General features: G+C 69.7%; 17 protein-coding genes. 10 read left to right on the plus strand and 7 right to left on the minus strand.

Annotated features, from left to right (window positions below; genetic code table 11):
* Positions 1-289 precede the first annotated feature (289 nt).
* Positions 290-1,078, plus strand: coding sequence for a GntR family transcriptional regulator (locus tag STRNI_RS19805; RefSeq protein ID WP_109891397.1), 789 nt, complete (start codon positions 290-292; stop codon positions 1,076-1,078).
* A gap of 5 nt (positions 1,079-1,083) precedes the next feature.
* Entirely contained in the window at positions 1,084-1,842 is a 759-nt protein-coding gene (locus tag STRNI_RS19810; protein WP_277411707.1) for a glycosyltransferase family 2 protein, read from the plus strand.
* 36 nt (positions 1,843-1,878) lie between these two features.
* Here the strand turns inward: STRNI_RS19810 and STRNI_RS19815 are convergent, their stop codons facing one another.
* Positions 1,879-2,802: an FkbM family methyltransferase gene (locus STRNI_RS19815; RefSeq protein ID WP_277411708.1), complete on the minus strand. Its 924-nt coding sequence runs from the start codon at positions 2,800-2,802 to the stop codon at positions 1,879-1,881.
* Positions 2,803-3,065: 263 nt separating this feature from the next.
* Between STRNI_RS19815 and STRNI_RS19820 the strand changes: the two genes are divergently transcribed.
* A complete protein-coding gene (locus tag STRNI_RS19820) occupies positions 3,066-3,593 on the plus strand; it encodes a hypothetical protein (RefSeq protein WP_277411709.1) in 528 nt (175 codons plus the stop codon).
* 80 nt (positions 3,594-3,673) lie between these two features.
* Here the strand turns inward: STRNI_RS19820 and STRNI_RS19825 are convergent, their stop codons facing one another.
* A complete protein-coding gene (locus tag STRNI_RS19825; protein ID WP_266440777.1) occupies positions 3,674-4,891 on the minus strand; it encodes an amidohydrolase family protein in 1,218 nt (405 codons plus the stop codon).
* Positions 4,892-5,080: 189 nt separating this feature from the next.
* On the opposite strand from STRNI_RS19825, the gene STRNI_RS19830 reads away from it, so the two are divergent.
* Complete coding sequence (locus tag STRNI_RS19830) at positions 5,081-5,530, plus strand: DoxX family membrane protein (protein WP_093641925.1); 450 nt, start codon at positions 5,081-5,083, stop codon at positions 5,528-5,530.
* Between the two features lie 72 nt (positions 5,531-5,602).
* Positions 5,603-6,169 carry a hypothetical protein gene (locus STRNI_RS19835; protein ID WP_018089947.1) on the plus strand — a complete coding sequence of 189 codons (567 nt, stop codon included), beginning with the start codon at positions 5,603-5,605 and terminating at the stop codon, positions 6,167-6,169.
* Positions 6,170-6,204: 35 nt separating this feature from the next.
* Here the strand turns inward: STRNI_RS19835 and STRNI_RS19840 are convergent, their stop codons facing one another.
* From STRNI_RS19840 to STRNI_RS19850, 3 genes are all read right to left on the minus strand, one after another.
* The gene (locus STRNI_RS19840; protein ID WP_277411710.1) at positions 6,205-6,402 is read right to left on the minus strand and encodes a hypothetical protein; all 198 of its coding nucleotides are present in this window, start codon (positions 6,400-6,402) and stop codon (positions 6,205-6,207) included.
* Between the two features lie 73 nt (positions 6,403-6,475).
* Positions 6,476-7,276 (minus strand): ABC transporter permease, encoded by an 801-nt coding sequence (locus STRNI_RS19845; RefSeq protein WP_277411711.1) that lies wholly within the window; start codon positions 7,274-7,276, stop codon positions 6,476-6,478.
* Positions 7,273-8,214 carry an ABC transporter ATP-binding protein gene (locus STRNI_RS19850; protein WP_277411712.1) on the minus strand — a complete coding sequence of 314 codons (942 nt, stop codon included), beginning with the start codon at positions 8,212-8,214 and terminating at the stop codon, positions 7,273-7,275. The genes STRNI_RS19845 and STRNI_RS19850 overlap by 4 nt, the downstream gene beginning before the upstream one ends.
* 143 nt (positions 8,215-8,357) lie before the next feature.
* Between STRNI_RS19850 and STRNI_RS19855 the strand changes: the two genes are divergently transcribed.
* Positions 8,358-9,557, plus strand: coding sequence for a sensor histidine kinase (locus STRNI_RS19855; protein WP_277411713.1), 1,200 nt, complete (start codon positions 8,358-8,360; stop codon positions 9,555-9,557).
* 2 nt (positions 9,558-9,559) lie between these two features.
* On the plus strand, positions 9,560-10,174 hold the full coding sequence (locus tag STRNI_RS19860; protein WP_277411714.1) for a response regulator: 615 nt from the start codon (positions 9,560-9,562) through the stop codon (positions 10,172-10,174).
* A 43-nt stretch (positions 10,175-10,217) separates the two neighbouring features.
* Here the strand turns inward: STRNI_RS19860 and STRNI_RS19865 are convergent, their stop codons facing one another.
* Complete coding sequence (locus tag STRNI_RS19865) at positions 10,218-11,066, minus strand: class I SAM-dependent methyltransferase (protein ID WP_277411715.1); 849 nt, start codon at positions 11,064-11,066, stop codon at positions 10,218-10,220.
* Positions 11,067-11,185: 119 nt separating this feature from the next.
* Positions 11,186-11,323: a hypothetical protein gene (locus tag STRNI_RS19870; protein ID WP_167540533.1), complete on the minus strand. Its 138-nt coding sequence runs from the start codon at positions 11,321-11,323 to the stop codon at positions 11,186-11,188.
* A gap of 463 nt (positions 11,324-11,786) precedes the next feature.
* Between STRNI_RS19870 and STRNI_RS19875 the strand changes: the two genes are divergently transcribed.
* Genes STRNI_RS19875 through STRNI_RS19885 form a run of 3 tightly spaced genes read left to right on the plus strand, consistent with a single transcriptional unit; the run spans position 11,787 to position 14,937 of the window.
* Positions 11,787-12,494 (plus strand): Rossmann-fold NAD(P)-binding domain-containing protein, encoded by a 708-nt coding sequence (locus tag STRNI_RS19875; protein WP_277411716.1) that lies wholly within the window; start codon positions 11,787-11,789, stop codon positions 12,492-12,494.
* Complete coding sequence (locus STRNI_RS19880) at positions 12,491-13,540, plus strand: TOMM precursor leader peptide-binding protein (RefSeq protein WP_159487094.1); 1,050 nt, start codon at positions 12,491-12,493, stop codon at positions 13,538-13,540. The genes STRNI_RS19875 and STRNI_RS19880 overlap by 4 nt, the downstream gene beginning before the upstream one ends.
* Positions 13,537-14,937, plus strand: coding sequence for a YcaO-like family protein (locus STRNI_RS19885; RefSeq protein ID WP_277411717.1), 1,401 nt, complete (start codon positions 13,537-13,539; stop codon positions 14,935-14,937). The genes STRNI_RS19880 and STRNI_RS19885 overlap by 4 nt, the downstream gene beginning before the upstream one ends.
* Positions 14,938-14,943: the final 6 nt, after the last annotated feature.

Here is a 14,943-nt window from a genome sequence, read left to right on the forward strand (position 1 = left end):
TGCGAGGCCGGAATTGGCCGTCCCCCCTCTCGTCCGGATCCCGCCCGGATCTCGTCGGCATCTCGCCCGCATCTCGTCCGGGCCCTTTCGGGGCGAAATGGTCGCGGCTTCAAATACCGCCACCCCGCTGCGGGAATGGCACGCCGTTCAGCCCTTAACTCCTCTTCATGAGCGGCCCCCGCTACGGCGCAGACGTCTCCACTCGTCAACACCTCTTTAGGAGTCGTAAGCTGGAGCTGTCCGGCCGGTGAGCCGGCCGGGGCGCCAGGAAACGGAACGGTGAGCACCCATGGCAGTGGCGTACGAGCGGATCGCGGACGAGCTCCGCGAGGCCATCCGCGCAGGTGAGCTGAAGCCCGGGGACAAACTGCCGGCGGAGTCGAAGCTCGCCGAACGGTTCCGGCGCAGCGTGCCGACCATCCGCGAGGCGCTCCGCGCCCTCCGGGACGAGGGCCTGATCGAGAAGCAGCACGGGCGCGGCAATTTCGTCCGCCGGCAACGCACCTCCGCGCTGCGCACGAACCGCCGCCACCAGTGGGAGAAGAACCGGGCACGCGAGCCGCTGGCGGAGCGGGCCCAGACCGGCGCCACCGAGCACGACACCGGCCTGACGGTCGACGATCTGGTCTTCCACGCCTCGTACCGCAAGGTCGAGGCGGACAAGGGCCTCGCGGAAGCCTTCGGTCTCCCCGAGGGCACCGCCCTCCTCGAACGCACCTACCGCACCAGGTACGCGGCCGAGAGCGCGCCCTTCAGCCTGGTGACCTCGTACCTCGTCCACGACCTGGTCGCGAGGAACCCCGCTCTCCTGGACGAGTCGAACGAGCCGTGGCCCGGGGGCTCGCAGAGCCAGCTCTACACCGTCGGTATCGAGCTGGACCGCGTCGAGGAGCGCGTCACCGCCCGCCCTCCGACGCCGGAGGAAGCAGCGGAGCTGGAGCTGTGGCCCGGCACGTCGGTACTCGCCCTCCGGAAGACCTCGATCGACATCAACGACCGGGTAGTTGACGTCTCCGACGTCATCCTTCCTGGCGACCGCACGGAAATGCTGTTCACCACTCCCCTGGAAAGGTGGTGAGTGCCGTGCGCCGGCGCATCATCATCGTCACTGCCGTGCACGCGCCCTCGGCGCACTTCCTGCCGGAGGCCTACAAGTCGCTCTGCCAACAGGACCTCCCCGACGGATGGGAATGGCACTGGGTCATCCAGGAGGACGGAAAGAGCAACGACGTCGCTCCTTATGTCCCCGATGACGAGCGGGTGACGTTCCGGCAGGGACGGCCCGGCGGCCCCGGCGTGGCCCGCACCATCGCCCTCGCGCACGCGGAGGGCGAGTACATCAAGGTCCTGGACGCCGACGACCAGTTGACGCCCGGTGTGCTGGCCCGTGACCTGGCCGCGCTCGAAGGCGGCAACGGCATCAGCTGGACGACGTCACGCGTCCTCGATCTGCTGCCCGACGGCTCCACCGCCGGCTTTCCCGGGGACCCCGAGCCGGGGCCGGTCGAGCGGGGAGCCGTGCTCGACTTCTGGAAGGCGAACGGTTTCCGCGCCCAGGTCCACCCCGCGACCCTCTGCGTCCGACGCGACCTGCTCCTCGCCCTCGGCGGGTGGATGGCCCTGCCCGCCTCGGAGGACACCGGCCTGCTGCTCGCCCTGAATGCCACGAGCCGCGGCTGGTTCTCCTCCGAAGTAGGCCTCCACTACCGCAAGTGGCCCGGCCAGGCGACCGGCCAGGCATCCCACACCGACACCGCCGAACGCGATGCCCGCATGGCGGTCGTGGAGGCCAGGGCACGGCAGCTCACACGGTTCAAGTGGCGTTACCCGGCTACGGATTGACCTGGGGGCAGCTCAGCCGCCGGCCGGCCCAGCCACTCAAGGCAGTGTTTCCGCATCGATGCGCGAGAAGACCAGATCGCTCTCCTCGACCACCGGATGCCGCCACCGCACCGGCACCGCCGCTGGGCCGCGCAGCGCCGCCGGATAGCTGCCCGGGGCATAGCTGTTGGGGAGCCGATAGACGTGGAACCCGTGCTCCCGCATCGTCGTGAGCAGCTCACCGGGCGACTCCCCCAGCGCTTCCATCCGCTCAGGGGTCACCTCCACAGTGATCTCCGCATCCGGCCGGAGCTTGTCGAGCACCGGAGCCAAGCCACGGATCACGGCGCCCTCCGCGCCTTCCACATCAATCTTGATCACGCGCGCGCCGGCGATGTCGTCCGCGTCCAGCAGCTGGGGAAGCGGGTACGCCTCGACATCGAGCGTGGACTCGGCCGGGCCGCCGTACGGAACGATGCTGGCCGCCCCCATATTGCTGGAGCTCGCGAGGATGAGCGTCACCGTCTTCCGCTCGTCGGCAACGGCGGCATTGACGGTGCGGAGATTGCTGCAGCCGTTGATCTCGGCGTGTTGGAGGACCCTGGCGTGAAACGTCGGTGAGGCCTCGATGGCCACCACCCGGCCCTCCTCCCCCACGAGCTGTGAGGCGAGCAGGCTGAAGTAGCCGACGTTGGCGCCGACGTCGATGTAGGTGTCCCCCGGTCGGAGCCGGCGCTGGAGCCAGTGCGTCATGTGCGGCTCCCACAGGCCGAACAGATAGACGAAGCGCTGGATCAGATCCTGTGTGTCCACGGCCATGGCGGCGCCGAACCGGGTGCGGACGAGCCTCTGGCGTGGGTGATCCCGTAGCCATGGGTTCAGGTACCGCGTGGCGAGTGCCGCCTTGCCCAGCGAGCCGGGAGCGTCCCTCACATATCCGCGTCCGAGAGTGGCCAGCGTCTCACTTATGGTGCTGCTCATCCGATCGCCCTCCGCCGCCGGGTCCTCCCGGAACCGTAGCGCCCGGTCACCCCCGTACGGCCCTTGCTTCCGCGTCCCCGGCGTCTGCCGTGCGGGCGAGGAGACCGGGCGCCGCTCTGGTCTGTTGAGGCCCGGCGTGCCACTCTGCGCGACACCCGCCGCTCGGCCCTGACCGTCACCGTGCCCAGGGCCGGCGAGGGATATCCATGACGCAGCGCTGTCGCTCTGACAGACACGTCGCTCTGACGGACAAGGAGACGGCAATGAGCGAGTCCCACGGAGATGAGCAACCCAGCGCCCCGCAGGCCCACGCCACCCTGATCCAGGAAACGGGGGTGCCGAGCACCGAGGAAGCCCTCAGGAAGAGGCACACCGCACGCGCGCGGAGCGCCGCCGACCGCACCAGGGCCGCGTGCCGCTGTGCCGGAGTCGAGACGGACCCGGGCGCCGTCATAGCCGTACCGACCGAGGCCGCCGCGAAGGCCGCCAACGCCCTTCGTCTGTCCGCCGACGCGCTGGTGGCGCTGGCGGCGGGGGCCCCGGACCCCGCGGCCGACGCCCGTCAGGCCCGGAACGCCGCCGCTGCCTCCGTACTCGCCGCCCGGACGGCCCGGGACCGTGGCGCCGACGCGCTCTCCGAGGCCGCGTACCAGGCCGCCCTGAAGGCCTCGCAGGCCGCCGGCACGGCCGCGGGGAGGGAGGGCCTGGGCCGCAACGAGGCGCTGAACGCCGAGGCGGAGGCGGCCGAGGCGGCCGCCGTCGCCGCTGCCAGGGCCGCGGGCTGGGTGTAGGGCGACCCGGGACCCGTCCGGCACCGCATGACCACGACGTGGACGGTGCCGGACAGGGCCGGCGGGCGTGGGGCGGCCGGTCACTCCTGGTCGAAGGGGAGATCCAGCATCCGGATGGCATTGCCGCGCAGGATCTTGTACGTCACGTCGTCGGGGAGGCCCGCCACGTGCTCGGCCGCCACCTGCTTCGTGTGCGGCCAGGTCGAGTCGACGTGCGGGTAGTCGGTCTCGAAGGTGGCGTTGTCGACGCCCACGGTCTCGATCGAGGCGACGCCGTGCTTGTCGCGGAAGAAGCAGCAGAAGATCTGCCGGTAGTAGTACGACGACGGCGGCTCGGGGATCAGATCCTTCACCCCGCCCCACGCCCGGTGCTCCTCCCAGACGTCGTCGGCGCGTTCCAGGGCGTACGGGATCCACCCCATCTGGCCCTCGCTGTAGGCGAGCTTCAGCTGGGGGAACTTCACCAGGACGCCGCTGAACAGGAAGTCCATCATCGAGGCCATCGCGTTGTTGAAGCTCAGGGAGGCCTGTACGGCGGGCGGTGCGTCCGGTGACGCCGCCGGCATCTGCGAGGACGAGCCGATGTGCATGTTCACGACCGTGCCCGTCTCCTCGCACGCGGCGAAGAACGGGTCCCAGTAGCCGGAGTGGATGGACGGCAGCCCCAGGTACGTCGGAATCTCGCTGAAGGTCACCGCACGCACCCCACGCGCGGCATTGCGCCGGATCTCGGCGACCGCCAGGTCGATGTCCCACAACGGGATGAGGCACAGCGGGATCAGCCGGCCCCCGCTGTCCCCGCACCACTCCTCCACCATCCAGTCGTTGTACGCCCGCACGCAGGCGAGCCCGACCTCCTTGTCCTCGGCCTCGGCGAAGGTCTGCCCGCAAAAGCGCGGGAACGTCGGGAAGCAGAGCGACGCCTCCACGTGGTTGAGGTCCATGTCCGCCAGCCGGGCCTTGGGGTCCCAGCAGCCGCGCCGCATCTGCTCCCGGGTGATCCCGTCCAGCGTCATCTCGTCGCGGGAGAAGCCCACGGCGGCGATGATGCGCTTGTACGGGAAGATCAGCCCCTCGTACTCCCACCAGTCCGTGATCTGCCCCTCGGGGTCCGTCGTGAACCGGTACTTCCCGCCGACGTACTCCAGCTCGCCGATGCCTGCGGTGAAGGGCTTCGGCCCCCTGTCCTGGTACTTCTTCGGAAGCCAGGTCTGGAAGAGGTGCGCGGGCTCGATCACGTGATCATCCACGCTGATGACCCTGGGAAGCTCCGCCGTGCCGTTCTCGTTGCTGATCACGCTGTACCCCCAACTGCCTGCCGGATGGCCACGCCGCCGGACCGATACCTGACGACCCATCAGTTCGGAGGTTATGGGCTCACCCTTGCGACGACAAGGCGGGGCCGGGAACTCCACCCCCTTGCGGGATCGCGCGCCTTCCGCTGAACTGACGCATCGTCAGTTCAGCTTGGAAGTCGAGGGGGCAGCATGCAGACGATCTGGCTCAGCGGCGCCGAATGGTGCGCCGTCCTCCGTATCGGCCTCGGGCTGTGGTGGCTGGAGAGCTGGCGCCACAAGGACAAGAAGACCTGGTTCACCGGCGGCGGCATCACCTGGGCGGCCGGCATCGCGGCCGAACACCGATGGCCCGCCGTCCGCAAGAGCTTCGACCGCTTCGTGAAGCCCCACCCCCGCCTGATGGCATACCTCGTCGCCTATGCGGAACTGGCCCTCGGCCTCGGCCTGATCGTGGGCCTCCTGACCCCGATAGCCCTGGCCGCCGGGGCGGTGCTCAACCTGATCTACCTCGCGCTGATGATCCACGACTGGGCGGAGCAGGGCCAGAACCTGATGATGACGCTGATCTCCGTCACCGCACTGTTCGCCATGAGCTGGCAGACCTGGTCGCTCGACGGGGCCTGGGGGCTGTTTCTGTAGCCGGGCCGGCGGCGGGCCCGCACTTATATGATCGCCCGGTCGTAGCGAAGAGTGCGCGTACCGGGGGGACGCATGGATGCCGGCGAGCAATGGGCCACGATCGCCGCGGTGTTGCTGGGATCGATTTCCACGCACCTGACCACTTACGCGATGGAACGGCAGCGCAAGAAGCACGAATTGGTGACGCGCTGGGACAGCAAGAAGCTCGATGCGTACGAGGGTTACGTCGACAGCATGCGGTCGTGCATCTTCCTCGCGGTGCAGCTCTATGAGCACCGGAACGGCATACGCGCCGGCGAGACGAGCGAGCAGGACATGCTGGCGGAGATGTCGGCGGCGGGCCGGTTACGGGGGCGCGCCTTCGAGCGGATCATGCTGCTCGGCGGCGACGACGTCGTAGAGGCGGCGCACGAACTCAACGCCCTGGCCCTGAAAGTCGATTGGCAGGCAAACGGGAAGATCGACGGCACCTTGGCCGATTGGCGTGAACGGAATCGCGCCGTGTTCCGGGGAATCAACGACTTCCATGAGGCGGCCCGCTCAGACCTGGGTGTCGACGGTGGCGTCACGGGCGAGAAGCACCCCGAGCGCGATCTCCTGCTGCCGCCGGTGCAGCGCGACGGCAGCGGTGGTCCGTGAGCCGGGTGTTCGGTGTGGGCTCCGGCAGTCCCTCGTCAGCGGCCGGAGCGGGCGACGACCAGGTAGATCACCAGACCTATGGCCAGGCCCATCCCTGTCGCGGCCGCGGCAACGGAATAGCTGCCCGAGAAGCCGTAGGCCGCCCAGCCTCCCAGAAGGCTCATGACGAGGGCGACCGATGCCCCTACCGCGGCCTCCCTGGCTGACGAGGGCTGCTTCTTCTTGTTCTTCATGGGCGATCGAACTCCTCTTCCGTTCCTGATGAATGGGATCGGGGCACAGGGCCCGCCATGCCCTCCCACGGGGTCATCGGCGGCGCCGCGGCACCCAGCGAAAGCGGGTGGCGACCAGCGTGAGCGCCGCGGCCGTCCAGACGCCGGTGGCCAGGGCCGTCTCACCGAGATCGGCTACGGTCGCCGCACCCTCGTAGCCGGCGACCGCCGCGTCGATTCCGGAGCCGAAGGGCAGGAAGGAAGCCAGCTGCCGGACCCACTCGGGGGAAGCGTCCAGGGGGAAGAAGCCGCCGGAGACCATCAGCAGCGGCAGTGCCAGGGCGTTGGCGATCGGGCCGGCCGCGTTCTCCCCGGGGATCAGGACGGTGAGCGCGAGTCCCAGGGCGCTGCCCGCCATGGCGAGCATCAGCACGGCCGCCACCACGGACATCGGCTGCTCGGGCACCACTCCGTGCACCGCGGCGGCGTACGCGGCGAGCAGGAGCACGCCTCCCAACGAGAGCAGTCCCGAGGCGCCGACCCGGCTGCCGAGCAGTGCCGCACGGCGCACCGGCAGCAGCTGGAGGCGTTTGAGCAGGCCGTACTCCCGCAGGTAGACCAGCGTGATCGCGATGTTGGAGAGGGTGCCGCTGACGACGGCGATCGCCATGGTGGCCGGGGCGTAGTAGACCGCCGTGTCGTCTCCCCTCGCCCCGATCAAGGTGAAGGTGATCAGGAAGATCAGCGGAAGGCCGAGCGAGAAGAAGGCCGCCGCAGGATTGCGCGCCTGCGCCAGAAGGTCGTAGCGGAGCTGCCGGCCGAAGGTGCGCACCGCACCGGGCACGGCGGCGGCGCTCTGCTCCCTCCGGTTACGGGCGGGGGCGTTCCGGCTCATCGGGGCGCCACCTCCAGGCTGCGCAGCAGGTCGAGGTAGACGTCCTCGAAGGTGGGCGTCCGCACTGCGAGGTCCAGCAGGCTGAAGCCTTCGCGGGACGCCGCCGCGGAGAGCCGCTGCACAGCCTCCGCGGGATCGTGCGTGGTGAGGGTCCAGCGCCCCGTCGGAGCGTCGTACTCCGCCTCACTCAGCGCGGGTGGCCGTGCGCCGCCGGTGAGTTCCGGCGCGAGGAACCCGACCCGGGCGGGCAGCCCGCTCCGCTCGCGCAGTCCGGCGACGGTCCCCTCCCGCCGCACGCGCCCCCGCACCAGGATCACCACCCGGTCGGCCAGGGCCTCCACCTCTTCGAGCAGGTGGGTGGTGAGGAGCATCGCGACGCCGTCGGTGCGTAAGGAGCGCAGCATCTCCCACAGGTCACGGCGGGCCTGGGCGTCCAGCCCGGTCGTCGGCTCGTCCAGGAAGACGAGTTCGGGCCGGCCGATCAGGGCCATGGCGATGTCCAGCCGGCGGCGCTCGCCGCCCGACAACTTGGCGACCCTGCGGCGGTGCAGGCCCTCCAGGCCCACCGCGGCCAGCACATCCTGTACCGGCAGAGGATCGGGGTAGTACCCCCGGGTCATGGCGGTGAACTCACCCACGGTCAGTTCGCTCTCGATCCGGCAGTCCTGCAGCACGGCTCCGATGCGGGCCCGCCAGTGACCTGGAGCCCGCCACGGATCGCGCCCCAGGACCTCGATGCGCCCGCTCTGCGGCCGTTGAAATCCCTCAAGGCACTCGACGAGGGAGGTCTTGCCGGCGCCGTTCGGGCCCAGCAGCGCCACCACCTCGCCCTCGGCCACCGTCAGCCCTGCATCGGCCAGCACCGTAACGCCCGCACGGGACAGGCCGATGCCTTCCGCACTGAGCACCGCCTCCCGGGAAGTCCGTTCCTGTCTCATGCAGTTCAGCCTGGCCCCGGCACGAAGAGGCGGACACCATCGTTCGGCTGAGCACGCCTCCACCTATCGGTGGAGGGGTGTCCGTACCTTCCGCGCGGATAATGGGGCTTTACGCCCAGCGACCCGAGGGGGGCAGCCGCGCCGTGCCGGAGTCCAACAGCCCGCCCTCCACGGCCGCGTCCGATGTCTGGCAGTTCCGCCCCGCCGTGTGGTCCGTGCTCTGGGTCTGTACGGCTTCCCTGTCCGCCGGGGCCCTGGCTGCCTTTCCACCGAGCGGGGTGCTCCGGACCTGGGCTGCGGCAGGTGTGCTCTGCGCGGCGCTCTTATGGCATGCGCTGCTGGCGCGACGCCTGGTGAGGCGTCACCGGGACGGTGGTGGGCGGGGAACAGAGCGCGCCGCCGTACTGCTCATCGTTCTGTGGTGTGCCGCGCTCGCCACGGCGCCGGTGGTCTGGCTGGGCACGGCGCCGGTCTCACTGCTGCTGTATTCGACGGCACGGACCGCAGTCGCCCATGTGGGGTCGGCGCTCTTCGCCTTCTCCGGCGGCCTGGCCATCCTGCTGTCCGCCCCCGGCCTCCCGGTCGGCTCACGGCTGGTTCTCGCCGCCACAGCCGCGGGATACAGCCATGCCCTGGGCTGGTGGATCGCCCGTATCGTGGCGGAATCGCACGACCGCAAGGGCCTGCTGACCCGACTGGAGAAAACACAGTCCGAACTCGTGGAGGCGGGCCACAGAAACGGGGTGCTGACCGAGCGGCAGCGGCTTGCGCGGGAGATCCACGACACCCTCACCCAGGGCTTCGGCAGTATCCGGATGCTGTTGGAGGCCGTCGAGGCCGAACTCGCCACCGACCCCGAGAAGGCCGTCGCACACATCCGGCTGGCCCGCCGCACGGCCGAGGACAACCACCGCCAGGCCAGGGCCCTGGTCATGGAGGGGGTCTCGGAAGGCCTGGAGTCGACGCTGCCCAAGGCGCTCGAACGTCTCCTGGACGGAACCTGGGGGTGCGAGGCCCGGCTCCGGATACGCGGCAGACCACGCGCGGTCCCGGTCACACGGGAGGTCACACTCCTGCGGGCAGCGCAGGAATCCGTCGCCAATGTGCACAAGCACGCGCGGGCGACATCGGTCGAGCTCACACTGGAGTACCTCCCGGACCGTGTGGTGCTGACCGTGGCCGACGACGGGGTCGGGTTCGACCAGTCGGCAAGTCCCGGAACGGGACTGGGAATCGTGGGCATGCGGGAACGGATCGCCGGGACAGGGGGAGAGGTAAAGCTGTGGAGCGGACCGGGAAAGGGAACGACGGTGACGGTGAGCGTCCCCGACCGATCCGCGTGATCGTGGCGGATGACCACACCGTGGTACGCCAGGGCATCGTGGCGCTGCTGTCCCTGGAGTCCGACATCGAGATCGTGGGCGAGGCCCAGGACGGTACGTCCGTGGTCAGCGCGACGACAGCGCTGCGTCCCGATGTCGTGCTGATGGATCTGCGCATGCCCGGCGGTGGGGGCATCGCCGCCACCAGAAAGATCAGCTCGCTGGTGCCGGACTGCCGCGTCCTGGTGCTGACGACCTATGACAACGACGCGTCGATCGTCGGTGCCATCGAGGCGGGCGCCATCGGCTATCTGCTGAAGTCGACCTCCACACCCGAACTCGTGGCAGGGGTACGCTCCGCCGCCGTGGGCCGCTCCGTGATCACCCCCGCGGTCACCCTGCAGATGGCACGGCGGCGCAGCGGTACGGCCGCCTCCTCCCCGACCCCGCGCGAAATCGAGATCCTCGCCCTCGTCGCCCAGGGGCGGACCAACGCCCGCATCGCCGAACAACTGGGCATCGGCGAAGCCACCGTCAAGACCCACCTGCTCAGCGCCTTCCGAAAACTCGGCGTATCGGACCGCACGGAAGCCGTCATGGCGGCGCTGTCGGCGGGGCTCATCAGCTTGCCGGGGTGATGAGCCGGGCCGTGGGCGACGCGGGTCCGTGCGCCCGCGGCAGCTACCGGATGGCGGCCACCGTAGCCATGGAGTCGGCCCACCAGTACGTGCAGTCGACGGGCGGTTCCAGGCCGGAGACCACACCGACCCGGAAGCTGCTGAAGTGGCGCAGCAGCGCACGCTGGTGGCGGCGGCTGAGCGAGTCGATCTCCATCGTGTAGTAGCTCAGGGTGCCGCCCGGCCGCAGATGGCCGGCGGCGGCGGGCAGGAAGTGTTCGATGTAGGCGGCGTCGCGGACGACATACTGGTCGTATTCGTGCTCATCCGCGGGGTAGGTGTCGAACAGGATTCCGTCGAAGGTGCCGAGTGAGTCGATGACGTCCTGCCAGCGGCCCTGGACGACACGCGTCGTTGCGCTCCTTTCGTCCGCCCACTTCCGCGCCGTCTCTGCCACCTCGGGGTTGGCCTCAATGACGGTGTGCGAGGCGACCCCTTCCTCCTGGAGCAGGGATGCCGAGATTCCCATGCCGAAGCCCACTTCGAGAACATGGCCGTGCGAGCCGGCAGCGAGCCTGCTGAGTTCGGCCATGAGGGGGCGCTCCCAGCTCTGCATGACCTGTTGCCCGGCGATCACCAGCTGTTCTTCGTCCCGGTGGGCCACCGCACCGGCCAGGTTCGCGGCGATGCCCGGACGCCGGTCACCTGCCACCCCTCGCTCGGACACCGCGTGGAGTTCCTCGAAGTCGTCGATGGCATCGTCGAGGAAACGACGCATCACGAACTGCCGCAGGTCCGGATGGAGACGGGCCAGGTAGCCCGGATCTGTCCGGGTGATCTCCAGGTCCAGGAGCCCGGAGCGCTGCCCGGTGCGGGCGGCGGAGTACGGTCGCAATGCTGGTGTCTCGGTCACGGGCGCATCCTCACCTGCTGTCGGAACGGTACGGTCCGGTGCCCGGGGTCGCCCCCGGGCACCGGACCACAGGATGTGCGGGTCCGGACCGGCCGGCCCGGGCCCGCACGTCGGCTGCGTCAGCCGGTGCAGCAGCAGGTACAGGTGCTGGACGAACTGCAACGAGCTGCGGTCGGCTCGAAGTAGCTCGACTCCTCACCGTGGAAAGAGAGTTCGATCTCTTCCACATCACCGGCCATCTCAAGAACCTTGATCATGTATTCCCCCTGAACTGTGTTGTCGGAGAGTACGGCTGGGACTGCCGTGGAAAGAGCATCGGATGTTTCCTCGGCCCGGCTCAAGGGGGACCCCCGGATGATTATGGGCGTCCACCCATCGGTTTACCTCCGCCCTCTCCCCCGGCGATAGCCGTTCTCTTCGCGGCCTGGCTCGGGGCGCCTTCGCAGGCCGCAGGGCCTGGCCCGGGACCCGGTTGCCGGTTCACGGAATGAATTGCGGCGTCATCTGATCGACGGACAGGGGAATTCAGTTGATCGGATGTCCTCGCCCGGACAAAAACAGAGCAAAACTCTTGTCATGCGTACAGAAACATCCGGAACTCCCGCACCTTTGCGGTTGTTGTTCATCGGTGGCCGACCCGCGTTACACAGGGCCTTGGAGGCCACATCCCGGGCGGTCTTGGTCAGCGATCCTGCCGAAGCCAACTGTGCACTGGTGGACGTGGCGTCCCTGACCCCGACCGCACACGCCGAGGCGTGCCGCTATCCGCTCGCCCCGTCCCTTCCGCTGATCATCATCTCGGCCCTCGGGGCCGACACCGCCGCGGAGAGCAATCCCTACCTGGCCGAAGTTGCCCGAGCCGAGAGCACGGCTGCCCAGGCCCACGCGGACCACTGCGTCCTGCGCTGCGCTCCGATGGACGTGGACCTCGCCCAGGTCGCACGGCAGATCGAGGACTTTTCCACCGTCTACGGCTGCTTCTCCGGTGGCCGGGTGCCCTGGCTGGCCGTCGAGGACGTCCTCGACCTCGCCGCGGTGCTGGCCACCGAGCCGGCACGACGCGCCGGCCGGGTCTACGAGATCACCGGCCACGAGTCCGTGACGGTGGCGACGGCCGTCGATCGGCTGGCCTCGGCCCTGGGGTCCCGGGCCGACTACCACGTGCTCGAGCCCGCCCAGCTCGTCGACGCCCTGTGCGTGAGCGTCGGATGGAGCCTGGACGTGGCCCTGCGGGTGCCCCACCACCAGCAGTGGATCGGTATCGAGCACCCGACGAGCCCGCTCGTCGAACAGGCCCTCGGCCGCCCGCCGCGCCCCCTTGAGGCATGCATCGCACACGCAGCAGCGTCCGTCGCCGGACCCGCGCCGGAGCCAGGCCCCGGCACCGCCGACAAGCTCGGCGCCCCGACGAAAGGAACACGCTCATGAGCCCCCAGGACGGCATCGCCGTCGCCGTCAATCCCGGCGTGAAGGTCGAAGTGACCGAGGACGCGGTCCTGATCAGGCAGGGAGACCACGTCGCCCGCCTCGTCGGCGGACGGCTACCGGCCTTCACCGAGGCCCTGCTGACCGTGCTCTCCGACGGGAGGCGCACCCTGGATGTCGGCTCCGACATCGACGACACCCGCAGGCTGGCACTCGAATCCGTGCTGACGCAGATGACCGAAGCCGGCCTGCTCCACCGCGACGAGGCCGCCGACGACCTTCATGACGTCCCGCCCGCGGCCGTCGGCATGTGGCTGCGGGTACTGCGCAATGTCCCGCTGCGCACGGTGCAGACCCGACTCGAACAGGGAACGGCCACCGTCCTGGGCCGGGGACTGCTCGCCGAACGCCTGGTGACATCGCTGCGCGACGCCGGTGTGCGGACCGAGACCGCCGCCGTACCGGACGCCGTACCGGAGACGACCGACCACGTCCGCGACGTGGTGATCGTCGCCGGAGAGAGCGAGAGCGACCCCGTCCTGGGCGAGTGGAACACCCAGGCGCTCAAGAGCGGACGCACCTGGCTTCCGGTCATTCCGTTCGACGGACGGCGCGCCCTGGTGGGACCGTGGACGCTGCCCTCCGAGTCGGCATGTTTCGCGTGCTACCGGCTGCGCCGCGCGGCGTCCTTCCCCGACCGGGCCCTGATCGACGACATCCTGGCCGCCCGTCCCGTACGCGACGGCGGAGAGCGCGCGGCCCTGTGGCCCGGGCTGACCACCATGCAGGTAGGGCTGGTCGTCGAGCGGGTCGTGGAGTGGTTCGGACTCACCGACACCAACGCCGGTCTTGCCACTCCCGGCGGGATGCACACCCTGGAGATGACCTCCAGCGGGCTCCGGCTGGACACCCACCGCCTGTTCCGGGTGCCGCGCTGCCCCGAGTGCTCACCGGCCCGTGACCGGGGCTACCCCATGATCTGGTTCCATCCCGACGCCGGCGTGCCCCTGCACCGCCACGACGACACGGACGGAGGGCGGCGGAGTTGACGACCACTGCAGATCACCTCGCCACCGCCCGCGCACGGGACGGGCTCCCTGAGGGAGAAGGGCCGGAGTGGACCCCCGCAGCGGAGTCCGAGCGCCTGCTCAGGCCCCTGCTGTCCGAAGTCGTGGGCGTAGCAACCCGGTTGTACCGCCAGATGCACGACGTCGACGACGCCTTCGCTTTCGCCGTGGGCGCCCGCGCCTGCCAGTCCGAGCACCTCGTGGGCGAGCCCTGCGCCCAGGCGGCCGGCGGAGGCTCCCTCGACGAACGCTCCGCCACCCTTTCGGCCATCGCGGAGACCGTGGAGCGGTACAGCGCCGTTTACTGGTGGGAGCAGGCCATGGTCCAGGCGACCTGGTCGGAGCTGACCGCCAGGGGCGAACCGGCCGTCTCTCCTGAGCAACTGAGGCTGTTCACCGACGCTCAGTACGCCGACCCGGAGTTTCCGTTCACCCGGTTCACCGAGGACACCCGCATCAGCTGGATACGGGGCACCGATCTGCGGGACGGGAGCGCCACCTGGCTCCCGGCCGTTCTCGTGTTCCTGTCCGGGCCGCACCGCGAGACGGCCGAACGCATCTCCAACAGCACGAGCAACGGACTGGCCGCCGGCTGTACCTGGGACGAAGCTCTCTGCTCGGGACTGCTGGAACTCGTCGAACGTGACGGGTTCAGCACCGTATGGCACAACCGGCTGAGCATGCCGCTCATCGACCCCGACAGTGACCCCGAGGTCAAGGCGTTCTTCGACCGCCATGTCCGGCCGGCCGGACTGGATGTCTCCCTGGTCGACCTGAGTCGCTTCTGCGACGTTCCCGCCGTGCTGACCGTCGTGCGGAACCGTGTCACTGACATCAGCCCGATCGCGGTCGGCGGTGCCGCGGCCGGTACTCCGCAGCGGGCGATCGTCAAATCGGTCATCGAGGCGTTCCAGACACGGGTGTGGATGCGGGCCGAGCAGCGCGAGGGCAACCTCCTGCCCCCGGACACCGACTTCGCGGCCGAGGTGCATCGCTTCGACGACCATGTGCGCCTCTATGCCGGGCCAGGACTGGAGCACGAGACGGAGTTCCTGGACGCGAGCACGGAGCGGGTGGCCGTCGCGGACCTGCCCGTACTGCCCGACCACCGTCCGCGCGCCCTGGCTCGCGCCGTCCTGGAACGGCTCCACCGTCAGGGCATCGACGTGTACCTCGCCGACGCCACCAGCCCCGACGTCTATGACGCCGGCCTCATCGTGGCTCGGGTCTTCGCTCCCGCGCTGGTCCCGCTCGACTCCTCCTTCCGGGCGCGGTTCATCGGACCACCGCGTCTGCGCTCCCGGCCGGTCGAACTGGGCCTGCTCGGCGGACCGTTGACCGACGCCGAGCTGAACCCCTTCCCGCACCCCTATCCCTGAGCCGGA

This window comes from Streptomyces nigrescens (assembly GCF_027626975.1).
GTDB classification, from domain to species: Bacteria; Actinomycetota; Actinomycetes; order Streptomycetales; family Streptomycetaceae; genus Streptomyces; species Streptomyces nigrescens.

Bases quoted from the DNA above. Each gene is read 5' to 3' on its own strand.
- STRNI_RS19805 (WP_109891397.1), top strand. From the start codon at position 290: ATGGCAGTGGCGTACGAGCGGATCGCGGACGAGCTCCGCGAGGCCATC.
- STRNI_RS19815 (WP_277411708.1), bottom strand. From the start codon at position 2,802: ATGAGCAGCACCATAAGTGAGACGCTGGCCACTCTCGGACGCGGATAT.
- STRNI_RS19820 (WP_277411709.1), top strand. From the start codon at position 3,066: ATGAGCGAGTCCCACGGAGATGAGCAACCCAGCGCCCCGCAGGCCCAC.
- STRNI_RS19830 (WP_093641925.1), top strand. From the start codon at position 5,081: ATGCAGACGATCTGGCTCAGCGGCGCCGAATGGTGCGCCGTCCTCCGT.
- STRNI_RS19835 (WP_018089947.1), top strand. From the start codon at position 5,603: ATGGATGCCGGCGAGCAATGGGCCACGATCGCCGCGGTGTTGCTGGGA.
- STRNI_RS19840 (WP_277411710.1), bottom strand. From the start codon at position 6,402: ATGAAGAACAAGAAGAAGCAGCCCTCGTCAGCCAGGGAGGCCGCGGTA.
- STRNI_RS19845 (WP_277411711.1), bottom strand. From the start codon at position 7,276: ATGAGCCGGAACGCCCCCGCCCGTAACCGGAGGGAGCAGAGCGCCGCC.
- STRNI_RS19850 (WP_277411712.1), bottom strand. From the start codon at position 8,214: ATGAGACAGGAACGGACTTCCCGGGAGGCGGTGCTCAGTGCGGAAGGC.
- STRNI_RS19870 (WP_167540533.1), bottom strand. From the start codon at position 11,323: ATGATCAAGGTTCTTGAGATGGCCGGTGATGTGGAAGAGATCGAACTC.
- STRNI_RS19880 (WP_159487094.1), top strand. From the start codon at position 12,491: ATGAGCCCCCAGGACGGCATCGCCGTCGCCGTCAATCCCGGCGTGAAG.